This window comes from Hungatella sp., assembly GCF_046966825.1.
The window spans coordinates 1-14,099 of sequence record NZ_JBKVCZ010000161.1 but is presented as its reverse complement, the minus strand read 5'-3'; the positions used below and the strand labels follow the sequence as shown (position 1 = coordinate 14,099).

The following is a 14,099-nucleotide window of genomic DNA, read 5'->3' as shown; positions in this document are numbered from 1 at the left end:
TCCTCTATGTATTCGTCATTCTGGAGGGACTGATCTACGGCTTCGGCCTGTGGTGGTTTTCTTATCTCTATGTGTGGGCGATCCTTTGCGGTTCCGTATTTCTCATGGGATGGAACGGAAAACCGCGTTCGATATCGGCTGCGCTGCTTGCAGGGATCTTCGGTATGCTCTTCGGGCTGCTGTGCGCCGTCTCCTACTTCTTTACAGGCGGCATCGGAGCCGCGTTTGCATGGTGGACAGCAGGCATTCCCTTCGACATTGTTCACGGCATCAGCAACTTTGCCGTCACACTCCTGCTGTTTGACCCGCTGTACCGTCTGCTGGGCAGACTGAAAAACCAGTTTTAACATACAAGAGTATTCACAATCAAAAGGAGAATCTATATGGAATCTGCAGTTGTAAGAATAAAAAAAGGCGAAGGCCGCTCGTTGAAAGCCGGCGGCATGTGGATTTATGACAATGAGATCGACACCATCAAGGGGGATTACGCCAATGGCGACATGGTATTCGTGGAAGACTTCGACGGTTATCCGCTGGGCCATGGCTTCATCAACACCAACTCCAGGCTGACCGTCCGCATAATGTCCAGAAAAAAGGATACCGTTGTGGACGACGACTTTCTGGAGATGAGAGTGCGCGCCGCATGGGAGTACAGGAAGACCACGACCGATACCTCCAGCTGCCGTCTCATCTTCGGCGAGGCCGATTTTCTTCCGGGTATTGTCATCGATAAGTTTTCCGACGTACTCGTTGTGGAATCCCTTGCCCTGGGAATCGACCGGTTCAAGCCGGTTATCCTGGACAAGCTTAAGAAGGTCCTGGCCGAGGACGGAATCCAGATCCGCGGCGTCTACGAACGAAGCGACGCCAAGGTCCGGCTCCAGGAAGGCATGGAGCGCTTCAAGGGCTTCATCGGCGATCCCTTTGACACTAAGGTGGAATCGTGGAAAATAACGTGCATTATCTGGTAGTCTTAAAGACGGGCAGAAAACGGCTTCTTCCTGGATCAGAAATACAACCGGCTGGCAATTCAGAGACTCTGCGCCGGCAAACGGGTATTAGACTGCTTCACCCATACCGGCTCCTTTGCACTTAATGCCGGTCTGGCCGGCGCTTCCTCCGTCCTGGGTGTGGACGCCTCCGAGCTGGGAGTCGCCCAGGCCGAAGAAAACGCGGCCTTAAACGGCCTCTCCGATACGGTCAAATTCCGCTGTGCCGATGTCTTCGAGCTGCTTCCCGAGCTGGAACGCCAGGGTGAGAAATTCGACGTCGTCATCCTCGATCCCCCCGCCTTCACAAAGTCCAGAAGCTCCGTAAAGAACGCGGTTAAAGGCTATCGGGAGATTAATTTAAGAGGTATGAAGCTGGTAAAGGACGGCGGCTACTTAGCCACCTGCTCCTGCTCCCACTTCATGACACCGGAGTTATTTGAAAAGACCATACGGGAAGCCGCCGGCAATGTCCACAAGCGCCTCCGCCAGGTCGAATACCGGACGCAGGCACCGGATCATCCCATTCTCTGGTCCGGAGATGAAACCTCTTACTATTTAAAATTCTTCATATTCCAGGTATGTGACGAGAAATAGCATTTCACACATGCTCCAGATCCTGCCCCGCCTTCTGTGCAGAATCAGCCCCCGCTTCCGAGCGGCTGATTCTGTACAGAAGGTGGGGCATGTCCATTCCATAGTAGTGCTTAACGATACTGCCGCAAACGGTCATACCGTTTCTCTCCGCCACGGCCCTGGAAGGAGCGTTGGTATCCCGGATAATGGAATACACCTCCTCCGCTCCCAGCTTCTCAAATGCATAATCCCTGCACGCGGCAGCGGCCTCCAGCGCGTATCCGCAGTGCCAGAAATCCTTTCTGAATAAATAACCGACCTCCAGCACCTCTCTTTCGCCGGCCTCCTGCATGGTCAGCCCGCACTGTCCGATCAGTTCCCCAGTCTCCTTTAAAATCACGGCCCATAAGCCAAACCCGTATTTTTCATAGCGCATTAGCTGACGGTCCAGCCAGTCGGCGGCCTCCCAGTCCTCAAATGCATGCTCATAAGCATACATCACCTCTTCATCCTTTAACATCAGGCAGAGGTCAGCGTAATCTGCCCGCCGAAGCCGCCGCAGAGCCAGCCTTTCTGTCTCAAGAATGATCTCCTCTTCCATGTTATCCCCCATAACAGCTCCCATCGTCTTTGCCATATTATCTTCTCCTTCTCTTCCTCTCTCTGTATTTCATCGCCCCTCAAGGCATCTTGGCCGGTTCCCCTTGTTCTTTTTTCCTGCCGCTTCTATAATGATATCATAAATCCGGTGCACAGGATATCCAAAAAGGAGAATGACATGAAAATAACACTGCACGAGGGGCTCGACCTTTCCGAGCCCGAAATCGAAATCCGGTGCCACATTGCTGACCCGCGGCTGAGGCGTCTCCTGGACTATATCCGCCAGTACTCCTTTTCACTGGAAGGGCGGATCGGAGAGACTTCCTTCTATCTGCATTCCGAGGAGATTATCTATGTGGACTCCGCTGACGGACGCACATTCCTCTACAGCGGCAAAAATGTGTACGAAAGCCGCGAGACGCTTTCGTCCCTTGAGGAAAAGCTGGCCAATACCACATTTGTCCGGATCAGCAAAAACTGCATCGTCAACACCGCCTGGCTGAAGAGCGTGTCCCCCCTGTGGAATCACAGGCTGGAAGCCCTGCTGAAAAACGGCGAAAAGCTCATTGTCAGCAGAAATTATATACCTGCGCTGAAAGAAAAATTATCTCGATAACAAGGAGGAAATGCCATGAAACGATTATTAAGAACCTATCTTCCCAGTTCGGCGATCGCCTTTACTATCGTCATTCTGTTTAACGCCGTCTATAACCTGATTCTGGGAAACAACTATGCACTGAGCGGCGTCTTTGTCCTGGAACTTACAGGGCTTATCATTTTCATACAGCTCATATCAGTCGTGTGCGATCACATTCCGTTTCAGTCGGAAAGAGCGTACCAGATCACGTTCTTCGCAGCAGAGTATGCGACTATTATAATCGCAAGCTTTGTTTTAAACTGGACGGTTCCCACCATCAGCAGCTTTCTATACACATCACTGCTGTGTGTGTTTATCGCGGTCCTGATCGACCGGTACTTTTCGGCCATACACCGCCACGAGGCGGATGAGATCAACCGCCTGATCCTCTCCCAGGATAAAAAAGAGGAGCAGACCCCATAAGATTACCTCCCGGGCTCCTGCTCCTGCTTACAAAACTCTATCTGCCGGCCGTCTGGCTGCTCAGCAGCATTTCAAATGATTCTGCGGTCATCGGCCGGCCAAAGTAATACCCCTGTATTACGTCGCATCCGTGCGCCTTTAAATACTCGTACTGCTCTCTCGTCTCCACGCCCTCGGCGATGGTGCTCAGCTCCAGCGACTCCGCCAGGCGTATGATGCCATCCACGATCTTATTGCCTCTCTCATCACCAATATTGTCGACAAAGCTTTTATCGATCTTCAGCGTGTCAAACGACATGTCCTTCAGCATGGCCATAGAGGAATACCCCGTACCGAAGTCATCCAGAAGGATCCGGTAACCGGACTGATGCAGATGCCTGATGGCATCCAATAGACGAGGCTGATTGTCGAAGAACACGCTCTCCGTAATCTCGACCTCCACATTCTGGACTTCCACCGCAGTCTCTGTCAGAATCCGGTTGTATTTCTCCACAAAATTCAGGTCATAGAGAAGCTTTCTCGATACATTGACGGATACCGGCACCACCGCATATCCGCGGTTCCCCCATTCCTTCTGCTGTTCACAGACAATCCGGAACATATACCGGTCCAGCTCGCTGATGAATCCATTTTTCTCAAACAGCGGAATAAACTCGCCCGGCGACACGATCTCACCGTCAGGCCTCGCCCAGCGCACCAGGGCCTCTGCCCCTACGATCCGCTTGGATTCTGCGTCATACTGGGGCTGGTAATACGCCTTGAATTCTCCATTTTCCAGCGCTCTCTTCATCACGGCTTCGATCCGCTTATCCCGATAGATCTGCTCCTTCACCCGCTCATCATAAAATGCGTAATGGACGGCGAACTGTCCCTTTCGGCTCTTTCTGGCAATGCCTGCGCAGTCGAGACAGAAATCCAGTGTAAGGCTCTTGTCTCGAATCTGGAATATCCCCATGGCCGGCACGATAGCCAGCTTATTCTGAGGCCAGATGGAATACGACTGAAGACGGCTGCAAAGTTCCTCTAATCGCCTGCACAAGGCATCATGGTCGTGACCGTCAACGAGTGCCACAAACATATCCGCAGACTGATGAGCAAAAATTTCCTCGCCCCCGCACCATCCCGCCAGAACTCCATGAATATACCGGATCAGGTGATTTCCTTCCTCATATCCCAGAAGCTCATTGATAAACTTAAAATCATCGATATCCAGGCTGACCAGGGACAGGCTCCCCGCCTCTGCCCGGCGTATCTTCTTCTCCGCCTCCACCTGGAATTTGGCAAAGGAGTAACCGCCGGTGATCTCATCCGTATAGAGGCTGTGCATGAGCTCGGCCTTTCTCCGTTTCTGATCCTTCAGAATATAAACCAGGATTCCCACGAAAATCAGCACCATAAACACACCCAGCAGATACGTCCGCCCCAGCACCGCGTTCATCTTGCTGTCCAGCACACTGGCCGGTGCCACGGTGAGCAGATACCAGTCATTGATGGGCAGCGGCCGGTAGTACATGTACTGAACCCCTTTATTTATGAATCTGACGCATCCATCCTGCCCATTCTCAAAATCCACCTTCATCCGGTCCGCAATCGCCTGATTCTTCCGGTCTTCCGCTTCCATGGACGTAAAAATATTCTGCATATTGGGGTAACTGTAGGAATTAGTGGAATCCACAATGCAGTTGCCCTCTTTATTTACGATATACGTATATCCGCGTCCTCCGAAGGAGGTCACCTCCAGCTGCCTGCGCATCTCGTTGATATCATAGGTGCCAAACAGAACCGCCGTCACCTCTCCATCATGATAGACAGGCACCGCATATACATGGATCGTTTCACTCCCCTCCCGGTCCACCAGGGGATCGGACACACTGTTTTCTCCCGCCAGGCCCCTTCTGTAATAAGGGCGGTCGGACAGATCCATACATACATGATCCGTGGTATATGTCGTTCCATCCGCAGTGATGACCCCCATCCGCTTAAACCCATTCTCCTGCGCGGTGGCGGCCAGCATGGCAGCGGCCTCCTCATAATTGTCCACAGTGTAAAAACCAACGCGGCGCGAAACCTCGGTCAATAATTCCAGCTTTCCATTTATCTCTTTTTCCAGAATACTCTTCCCCTGTGTGGAAACCTCCTCAAGAGAAGAGATGATCTCATTCTGAAAATCATGTTTCAAAGTACTCGCGTATAAGAGCCACGACACGGTCAGTAAAATCAGTATCAACAGACCGAGTATAACTTCCCTGTATTTCGCGAAAAGATTTCTCATACCTCTTCCTTTCCCGCCTGCGCTCTTATACACGATGACAGACGGCATCCTCTTTCATTGTACATGAAAGAAAAAGGGTACGTCAACCGTCACTTACTTTTTTTATTTCCTTGACTTTGGAATGGTTACCTGATATAGTATCGGTATAATATATATCGTTTTGATATATATCAGGAGGTAATATCATGTTAGAGTATATCATTCTTGGTTTTTTAATGGGATGCGCCGCCAGCGGTTATGACTTAAAGCAGTATATGGCGGAAAGCACGTCCTATTTCTTCTATGCAAGCTATGGGAGCATTTATCCCGCGTTAAAGAGGCTGGAAGAGAGAAAACTCATCCTCTCAGAAGAAAAAGTGACCGGAGGAAAGTTTAAGAAGCTCTATTCCATTACGGAAGAAGGCCGTGGTGTCTTTCTTACCTGGTTAAAGCAGCCGGTGCGTTTTGCCAAAACACGCCTCGACTACCTGGTGTCGTTTTTCTTCTACGAGTATTTAGAGCCCATCACGGCAAAGCAGAATCTGGAGTTGTTTATGGAGACCGCCTCCGTAGGGCTCGAAGAGCTGAAGGCACAGAAAGAAGAGCTGAATATCAGAAATCTGGACGCCGGCCACACGTTCCACGGATCCGTGCTCGTCTATGGAATCCGTTACTATGAAATGCTGATTGAATGGTGTTCCCAACTGGCCGCGCGCACGGATGAACGTATTTCCGCCGGATCCGGAAAGATTGGGAGGAAAGAGAATGCCGCGGCGGCAGAAAATACCACTGCAACAGAAATCTCCACTGCAACAGATATCTCCACCACAACAGCAAACACCCAAAAAGGAGGTCCCCTCAGTGAAAACAATCATCCACGACTTTGACCCCGCCGTATTTGAAGAGCTGTTTCCCGAAACCGCTCAGTTGACCAGGCTCGGAACCTCCGAGCCGCCTGCTGTCATCCTTTCCCCCATGTATCCGGCACGCCCCTGTATTGGCTGTTTTGGCTGCTGGATCAAGACTCCGGGCAGCTGCGTCCTTCCCGATTCCTATCAGGAGATGGGCAAACTGCTGTCCAGGACCAGTGAACTCATACTCATCAGCCGCTGCTGCTACGGCGGCTACAGCCCCTATGTGAAAAATGTTCTGGACCGCAGCATCGGTTATATCCAGCCATTTTTCCGCATCGTTCACGGAGAGATGCACCATGTCATGCGGCACGATAACCGTATGGCAATCACGACGCATTTCTATGGGGACTCCATCACAAGGCTGGAGGAAGAGACCGCAGACCGCCTGGCGAAGGCAAATGCCGTCAATTTCGGAGCTTCCGGCTGCACCGTGCATTTCTATCAGACACCGGAACAGATAAGGGGGAATATGGCATGAAAGGAATTTTGATAAACGGCAGCCCGAAGAGACGCGACAGCTCTTCCGGCGCGCTGCTGGACGATTTGAGGTCTTTACTCGATCCCGGCACAGAGACGGACATCATGACCGTTACCGCTTCCCATCCCGCCGCCTCGTCCGCTTACACGGGCATGCGCTGGGAGCCATCCCCTGAGGACGTAAAACAGCTTAGAGGTTCCAGCTTTCTTGTCCTCTCCTTCCCGCTCTATGTGGATGCCGTTCCGTCCCATCTGCTTTCCTTTTTAATGGAACTGGAATGGCAGCAGAAAAACAACAGGCTCCTGGAAAATTCAGAACCACTGGCCGTCTATGCCGCCGTAAACTGTGGCTTTTACGAGGGCAAGCAGGCCGCGCTCGCGCTTCGGATTGTAGAGAACTGGTGCCTGCGCTGCGGTTTCGAATACAAACAGGGCATTGGATGCGGCGCCGGGGCCATGCTGTCTCAGTTAAAAGGCGCGCCGCTGCAAAAGGGCATCAAAAAGCCGCTGGGCACTGCGCTGAAAGACATGGCTGCACGCATCGGACGCCTTGAAAAGGGAACGGACCAGCTCATCTCCCTCTCCTTCCCCCGCCCGCTCTACATAGCCGCCGCTTCAATCGGCTGGAGGAAACAGGGCCGTGAAAACGGGCTGACCGTGAAAGAATTGAAATCGTAAGACAGAAACTCCCCTGCCGCTTGGATGGAACTCAGTCCGGCAGGGGAGTTTCTGTTTTACGATTAAATTCTGGTATCCCAGCGGCCGCAGAATACATTTTCACTGTATCTGCCCTTAAACGGGGACTTTCCGGTCATTTTACTGATAGCGGCGGATACTGCTTCCTCCGAATTCAGATAGGCGTTGATATAGGTCTTTGCCATCGGCACGTCGATCAGATGGTTTGTATAGTTCAGAGAGAGGAATATGGTGGGCAGTTCCGACACGTACCACGGCTGGTCCGCGGGCTGCGCCCATTTTACACGCATGGTATTGTACTGTGCGAATCCCGATACGTTAAATACCACCAGACACGCGTCATACTTTTTGCGCAGGTCCTCCATCTTTCCTTTTATAGCCGGCGTATCGCCGTCCACGATGAATCCGGCTTCCGTAAGCTTCCTTACGACCATCTCCTTTATGGGAGCGCTGTCGTCCGCCTGAAGCTTGCCGGCGATCACCGTCCCCTCTCCGCCGATAAATACCAGCTTCACTCTCTTATATTTCTCAGGTGTCATTGGAAGGTAATGTTTCGTGTCCTTGACGAGAGTAATAAACTTGTCGGCCTGCTCTGCGGCAGACTTGTGGAACTCACTGCATCCGATCACCGACAGCTGCTCTCTCGGAGGCATCAGACGGCCTTCGGCCTGCAGCTTGTGGAGTTTCAGCGCCGCCTTGATTCCGAGAATCCGGTGAAGCGCGTCACTTAGCCTCTCCTCCGTAATTACGCCGTTTCTGTAACCTTCCATCATATAGCCGAAGTCCTCGTCCATGTCGTTGAAGAACAGGAACATATCGCAGCCCGCGGCAATCGCCTGCGGAACCTGATCCCGGCGAGGCATGGCCGCAAACATACCGATCATGTGGGACGCATCGGTTACTACCAGGCCATTGAATCCAAGACGGCCCTTCAATAAATCCGTAATCAGCTCCGGGGACAGGGTTGCCGGCAGAATGTCCTCGTCTGCGGTATCGGGACGAAGCTTTCTCGTATAAGCGGGAAGTGCGATATGCCCCGCCATAATGGTCATGACGCCTTCGTCGATCAGTTCTTTGTAGACTCTTCCGAAGGTGTTGTCCCACTCCTCGCAGGTCATATCATTGATACCCATGAGAAGGTGCTGGTCGTTCTCTTCGGTTCCATCGCCCGGGAAATGCTTCATACAGGTAGCCATATTCTGAGTTCTGGTACCCTTGAAAAATGCCTTCGCATACCGGATGGTATCTTCCGGGCTGTTGTTAAAGGCCCGGCACTGGACAATGGTATTTCTCCAGTTATAGAGCAGATCTACAATCGGTGCGAAGTTCCAGTTGCATCCGATAGCCGCGCTCTCTAAAGCCCCGATTCTCGCCACCTCACAGGCAGTCTCCTCGTCGTCCGCAGCCGCCGTCGCCGCCCCGCAGGCCACCGCGGTACCGCCGCCCACGCCGCCATTTCCGCCCGCTTCACAGTTGGAAGCGATCAACAGCGGGATTTTCGCATTTTCCTGAAGAATCCGGTTCTGCTCGTACAACTCCTCCGGCGGTGCATTATGATAGCGAATCGCTCCGACGTGATAGTTCTTTACCGCATTTTTCAGATCTTCCGGTTTTCTGGAGGTCACCATATTGACGAACAGCTGTCCTATCTTCTCCTCATCCGTCATAGATGCGATGGTATCCTCCACCCATTTCATATCTTCATCACTTAAATAATAAGGTTTTTCTCTTAAATTAACCATTGTTTTCTCCTTTTCCTAAATTTTTCTCAAAATCCGCAGTACACTGATTCTCATATCCGCCCCGGTAACTGCCGTTTAGAAAACGTTCCAGCGCTTCCTCCCGAAACTGTCTCCAGGACTGCGCCTCCCTCTTCACCAGAATCGGATAGTAGCAGACACCGTTCTGTCCGGCCGCCTGATGGTCTCCGGGCGCGTCACCGATCATCAGGACGTGATCTCTTTCATATCCGGCCTCCAGAAGGCGGCTGATGCAGTACGCCTTGGAGCCTTCTGTCTGTGTCAGGACGATATCCGTGAATGGAAGAAGTCCGCACCGCTCCCATTCCTCCACCACAGCCTGTTTATTGGCCGATGAGACAATGGCGATATCGGCCTTCTCATGCGCTGCCCGGATACCTTCCGCCACACCATCATACGGCTTTTTCGCCTCCTCCGGAAGTCTTTCGATGGCTGCATTTACCGCCTTCGACCAGGAGAGCGCCTTCTGAAAACAAACGTTAGCTTCGACCGTCTTCATCTTCGACAATGCCTCGCCCGACAGCTCCGGCGCCGTCTCACACCACCGGACAAACGCATCGATCCCGTCTATGGAACGGTACTTTCCTGAGGCCTCGTGGAGAACGATAGCCAGCGCCTTGAACCGGTTGATTCCACGGGTCATGGAATACAGATTCACTTCGTTCCAGCGCTCCAGGAGCGCATCCTCCCACTGCTCCAGCCCCCATTCCCTCACCATACAGGGGCCAAAGCATTGAAAATGTTTGATATCCATCGTGTCCATGGCACATCCGTCAGAATCGATGCAGATCAGATACTCCTTTTTTCTCTGAAAGCTCTCAAATAAATCACTCATTGTCCTCACCTTTCCAGTTAGTTTTTCTCAGCCGCCCGTCTCTCCGCAAGAATACGGTTATTTTCCTCTACTACTTTCTTAGACAGCGGATATGCGAACAACAGGATCAGGCCTACAATCAGGTAGCAGACGGCCGGAGCCAGAGTCGCTACGGTATAGATATTTTTGGTAACGGATTCCGTCTGTACAATGACCTCACCCGCTTTGGAGGACTGGTAGCCGATCGCACCCAGAACCCAGCCGCCGAGACCGCCTGCCAGCGCCTGGCCGATCTTACGAGCAAAGGAGTATACCGCGTAAATAGTGCCGTCGTCGCGGCTTCCCGTCTGTACCTCCTGGTAATCGATTACATCCGTAATAAACGCCCAGATTAAAAGGTTGAAGAGTCCGGTTCCCAGGTTTCCAAAGGCAATCATGACACAGAAAGCCCATGGGTTCTGAATTCTGACGAAAAACAGAATGAAATAAATAATGGAAGCAAATAATACGGAAAATGCGGAAGCTTCTTTCTTACCGAACTTCTTTAAAATCGTCGTTGAAAATGGTGCAAGAATCAGAGTTGCGCCGGTACTGAAGAAGCCGGCCAGTGACATGGCTTCTTTACTCTTGAAGTAATCCATGTATAAGTACGTATTCATACTTCCTGACAGCAGCATGGAGAGCAGAAGGACGATGGCCGCTCCGATGATGGCCAGCAGGCTGCGGTTGTGCGTCATTCCTTTCACAGCTCTTGCAAAGCTGCCTTTGTTTGTCTCCTTCACCTGCGGCTTTACACGCTCTGTTGACAGACTGTAGCACAGGATATAGCAGATCAGGGCCAGAACCGCAAACAGGCAGGCAATATAAAAGAAACGGTCTGCCAGAACCACCTGGTTTCCACCCTCATAGGCGTATACAAACAGGGGAACGCCCACATTGACACACACGCCGGCCAGTGCCGCGCCTACGCTTCGAAATGTGGAAAGCTGACCTCTCTCGATGGGTTCCGCGGTGATTCCCGACGCCATGGAGCCATAGGGGATATTGATTCCCGTATAGCAGATACTTCCCCAGAATAAATATGTAAGATAGATGTACACCATCTTAAATGTCATGGACTTATCCGCAATAAACGGATTAAACATCAGGACGCCGGCCACAACCACCGGAACGCACATCCTGCGGATCCACGGCCGGAACTTTCCGTCCTTTGCAAGCTTTGCCGTATCCACGATATGCCCCATGGTAATATCAGTAAATGCGTCCACACACCGGGCAACCAGAAACAGCGTTCCTACCGCCATTGCACTGATGCCGAGTACCTTCGTATAGAATACCATAAGAAACGTGCTGGCCAGCATAAAGAAAAAATCATTGCCGAAGTCGCCGAACATATAACCGATCTTATCCCTGAAACCAAATTTTCTTTCCATGCAATATTTCCCCTCCTAAAGGTAAGTTTATCTTTTTTTGATAAACAAACTTTATCATAAATATATAAAAGTCTTGAGGATAATTTTTGTAGTTATCAGCACAATATTTGTTTTGTATGGTATAATATAAAAAAAAAGTAGTATAAAGATTTCGTTACAAAGGAGAATCCCTCATATGAGCCAAGAACCTCAGACAGCGGTCATCGATCTGATGATCTCCCTTCTATCCACCACGCTCGGCGTGCAGACCTCCGTTCTCTCTCCCGGTTCGGAAGAACTGACGGATATTGATTACTCCCTGCGGAAATCCATTTTCACCGGACATGACGCCAGGGAACTGTTCAGTGAAATAATGGAAAAAGCCGAGGAGAAATATATCTACAGCATCACGGACCATTTTTTCAGTCACTATATTCTCATGCCGCTTCCGGAAAAAAATCATTCCGGCTGCCTTCTGGTAGGTCCCTATATGACAGAGGAAGCCAACGAGTTCCTGTATAACCGAGTCATCAGCCGGAACCGGCTGACCTTAGAGACGCTTCCCGTGTTAAAGCAGTACTATCAGAACTTATCCATCGTTGATCCCGCGCGAATCACCGCGGCGTTAAACCATATTGCCGTCTTCCTGTATGAGGACCATCACGATCTCACCATACGCTACATGACAGAGGACTGGAACGAGCAGTACAGCGGCTGGAACTATGTTCCCGATCCGGAGCACGCATTTTCCATCCACGTAACAGAAAAACGCTACGCCGCGGAAAATGAATTTCTGAATGCCGTCATGCGGGGAGATCAGGTACTGGCAGTCCGCCGCTTCGAGACATTTTTAGACTTCCGCATCGCCCCCAGATATAAGGACCCCATCCGTGACAGCAAGAACCTGATCATTGTTCTAAATACGCTGCTGCGCAAGGCTGCAGAGAAGGCGGTGGTTCATCCGGTATACTTAGATGAAATCTCCCATCATTATGCCGTCCAGATTGAGGCCTCGACCTCCCGCCGACAGTTGGAGAACCTGCGGATTGAGATGGTGCGCAAATACTGCCTTCTCGTCAAGAATCAGTCCCTCAAGAACTATCCGCCGCTGATCCGAGACCTCTTAAACCACATTAACTTAAACTTAAGCTCAGACCTGAGCTTAAAATCCTTATCACAGATGTTCAGCGTCAACGCCAGTTACCTCTCCTCCCTGTTCCGCCGGGAGATGGACATGACCCTGACCGACTACGTCAACGGCCGCCGGATCGACACCGCTCTGAAGCTGCTGAACACCACCGATATTCAGATTCAGGATATTGCCTACTATGTAGGAATCGAAGACGTGAATTATTTTACAAGAATCTTTAAGAAAAAAATCGGCGTATCCGCCCACCGAGTACAAAAAATCGATCCGCCCTGCATAGGACGTACGTGTTCAGGAGGTATCAGACATGAAACAGCGAAACGAATACACCTGCCCGCTGGAGCTCACCCACGATGCAATCAGGGGCAAATGGAAGCCCATCATCCTGTGGCAGCTGAATAAAGGCGGCAGCTCCCTCTCCTCTCTCAAAAAAGAAATCGCCGGCATTTCCCAGAAGATGCTGCTCCAGCAGTTAAGCGAGCTGACCCAGTACGGCTTCGTTGGCAAGACTGCCTACGACGGCTATCCGCTGAAGGTGGAATACTATTTAACTGACCGGGGCAGGAAGATTTTTGAGGCGGTTACCATCATGCAGAGCGTTGGGATCGACATGATGACAGAAGACGGGCGGGAAGATTTTCTGAGAGAAAAAGGGCTGCTGTAGTTACAAAAAAGTGGGTACTGTTCACGCCCGTCTCACCGTTCTATAATGAGAAAAAAGGAGGATTTACATATGAAAGACGCCCAGAATACCGTAGGAAATATGTTAGACAAACAGAGTATCTCATTTATTGGTTCCGTCTCCGCAGATGGATTTCCCAATGTCAAGGCCATGCTGCGGCCACGGAAACGTGATGGAATCAGAACCATCTATTTCACTACAAACACCTCTTCCATGAGGGTTGGGCAGTTCCGTGAAAACCCGAAGGCGTGTGTCTACGTCTGCGACAGCCGTTTTTTCCGCGGCGCCATGCTGACCGGAACCATGGAGGTTTTGGAGGACAGCGAGAGCAAGGAGATGATCTGGCAGGAGGGCGACACCATGTATTACCCTGGCGGAGTCACAGACCCAGATTACTGCGTCCTCCGTTTTACCGCCTTAAGCGGACGTTTCTACACCAATTTTCATTCCGAGAGCTTCGAGATCCCGGAAGCGTAAGCGGCAGAAGGAATGTCTCAACAAAAAAAGAGGAAAGAGGCGGTCTGTGCAATTGCTGCGCGGATCGCTTCTTTCCTGTCGTTTCTATAGTCCGCTGCTCATACTCCCAACGGACGGAGCAGGCAGTCCACAATGCCCTGTATACTCTTTTCCCCTGCCTCGATCGTAAGCTCCGGCTCGTGGATATCCTCCAGGTAATGGGCGTCGGAATTGCTGATGATCCGACATCCATTCAGGTACGGAT

General features: G+C 51.3%; 14 protein-coding genes and 2 pseudogenes. 10 read left to right on the top strand and 6 right to left on the bottom strand.

The window, feature by feature from the left end; genetic code table 11:
* Positions 1-347, top strand: a 347-nt coding sequence (locus ACLTD4_RS29515; protein WP_412331782.1) for a hypothetical protein, incomplete at its 5' end; no start/stop codon positions are given.
* A 36-nt stretch (positions 348-383) separates the two neighbouring features.
* Positions 384-1,586: pseudogene (locus ACLTD4_RS29510) on the top strand (class I SAM-dependent rRNA methyltransferase).
* Between the two features lie 4 nt (positions 1,587-1,590).
* Here the strand turns inward: ACLTD4_RS29510 and ACLTD4_RS29505 are convergent.
* Entirely contained in the window at positions 1,591-2,202 is a 612-nt protein-coding gene (locus tag ACLTD4_RS29505; protein WP_117622641.1) for a GNAT family N-acetyltransferase, read from the bottom strand.
* Positions 2,203-2,343: 141 nt separating this feature from the next.
* Between ACLTD4_RS29505 and ACLTD4_RS29500 the strand changes: the two genes are divergently transcribed.
* Together ACLTD4_RS29500 and ACLTD4_RS29495 are read left to right on the top strand one after the other, a co-directional pair.
* Complete coding sequence (locus ACLTD4_RS29500) at positions 2,344-2,781, top strand: LytTR family DNA-binding domain-containing protein (protein ID WP_055656655.1); 438 nt, start codon at positions 2,344-2,346, stop codon at positions 2,779-2,781.
* Between the two features lie 15 nt (positions 2,782-2,796).
* Positions 2,797-3,225: a DUF3021 domain-containing protein gene (locus ACLTD4_RS29495; RefSeq protein ID WP_117622640.1), complete on the top strand. Its 429-nt coding sequence runs from the start codon at positions 2,797-2,799 to the stop codon at positions 3,223-3,225.
* A 37-nt stretch (positions 3,226-3,262) separates the two neighbouring features.
* Here ACLTD4_RS29495 and ACLTD4_RS29490 read toward each other — a convergent pair whose 3' ends face one another.
* Complete coding sequence (locus ACLTD4_RS29490) at positions 3,263-5,497, bottom strand: EAL domain-containing protein (protein ID WP_117622680.1); 2,235 nt, start codon at positions 5,495-5,497, stop codon at positions 3,263-3,265.
* A gap of 185 nt (positions 5,498-5,682) precedes the next feature.
* Between ACLTD4_RS29490 and ACLTD4_RS29485 the strand changes: the two genes are divergently transcribed.
* Genes ACLTD4_RS29485 through ACLTD4_RS29475 form a run of 3 tightly spaced genes read left to right on the top strand, consistent with a single transcriptional unit; the run spans position 5,683 to position 7,545 of the window.
* Positions 5,683-6,363: a helix-turn-helix transcriptional regulator gene (locus tag ACLTD4_RS29485; RefSeq protein ID WP_412331781.1), complete on the top strand. Its 681-nt coding sequence runs from the start codon at positions 5,683-5,685 to the stop codon at positions 6,361-6,363.
* Entirely contained in the window at positions 6,338-6,868 is a 531-nt protein-coding gene (locus ACLTD4_RS29480; protein WP_117622638.1) for a flavodoxin family protein, read from the top strand. Before ACLTD4_RS29485 ends, ACLTD4_RS29480 begins: the two co-directional genes overlap by 26 nt.
* Positions 6,865-7,545, top strand: a complete 681-nt coding sequence (locus tag ACLTD4_RS29475) for a hypothetical protein (RefSeq protein ID WP_117622637.1) — start codon at positions 6,865-6,867, stop codon at positions 7,543-7,545. Before ACLTD4_RS29480 ends, ACLTD4_RS29475 begins: the two co-directional genes overlap by 4 nt.
* 62 nt (positions 7,546-7,607) lie before the next feature.
* On the opposite strand, the gene ACLTD4_RS29470 is transcribed toward ACLTD4_RS29475, so the two are convergent.
* The 3 genes from ACLTD4_RS29470 to ACLTD4_RS29460 are packed head-to-tail and all read right to left on the bottom strand — an operon-like array spanning position 7,608 to position 11,570.
* Complete coding sequence (locus ACLTD4_RS29470) at positions 7,608-9,305, bottom strand: glycoside hydrolase family 3 protein (protein ID WP_117634143.1); 1,698 nt, start codon at positions 9,303-9,305, stop codon at positions 7,608-7,610.
* A complete protein-coding gene (locus tag ACLTD4_RS29465) occupies positions 9,298-10,158 on the bottom strand; it encodes an HAD family hydrolase (protein WP_117622635.1) in 861 nt (286 codons plus the stop codon). Before ACLTD4_RS29465 ends, ACLTD4_RS29470 begins: the two co-directional genes overlap by 8 nt.
* Before the next feature lie 17 nt (positions 10,159-10,175).
* Positions 10,176-11,570 (bottom strand): MFS transporter, encoded by a 1,395-nt coding sequence (locus ACLTD4_RS29460; RefSeq protein WP_055656640.1) that lies wholly within the window; start codon positions 11,568-11,570, stop codon positions 10,176-10,178.
* Between the two features lie 175 nt (positions 11,571-11,745).
* Here ACLTD4_RS29460 and ACLTD4_RS29455 point away from each other — a divergent pair, with 175 nt between their 5' ends.
* From ACLTD4_RS29455 to ACLTD4_RS29445, 3 genes are all read left to right on the top strand, one after another.
* Positions 11,746-13,098 (top strand): helix-turn-helix transcriptional regulator, encoded by a 1,353-nt coding sequence (locus ACLTD4_RS29455; RefSeq protein WP_412331780.1) that lies wholly within the window; start codon positions 11,746-11,748, stop codon positions 13,096-13,098.
* Positions 13,004-13,360: a winged helix-turn-helix transcriptional regulator gene (locus tag ACLTD4_RS29450; RefSeq protein WP_055656636.1), complete on the top strand. Its 357-nt coding sequence runs from the start codon at positions 13,004-13,006 to the stop codon at positions 13,358-13,360. The genes ACLTD4_RS29455 and ACLTD4_RS29450 overlap by 95 nt, the downstream gene beginning before the upstream one ends.
* Positions 13,361-13,429: 69 nt before the next feature.
* Positions 13,430-13,855, top strand: coding sequence for a pyridoxamine 5'-phosphate oxidase family protein (locus tag ACLTD4_RS29445; protein WP_117622633.1), 426 nt, complete (start codon positions 13,430-13,432; stop codon positions 13,853-13,855).
* 98 nt (positions 13,856-13,953) lie between these two features.
* On the opposite strand, the pseudogene ACLTD4_RS29440 reads toward ACLTD4_RS29445, so the two are convergent.
* Positions 13,954-14,099 (bottom strand): annotated as a pseudogene (locus tag ACLTD4_RS29440) (phosphoesterase); the annotation flags it as partial.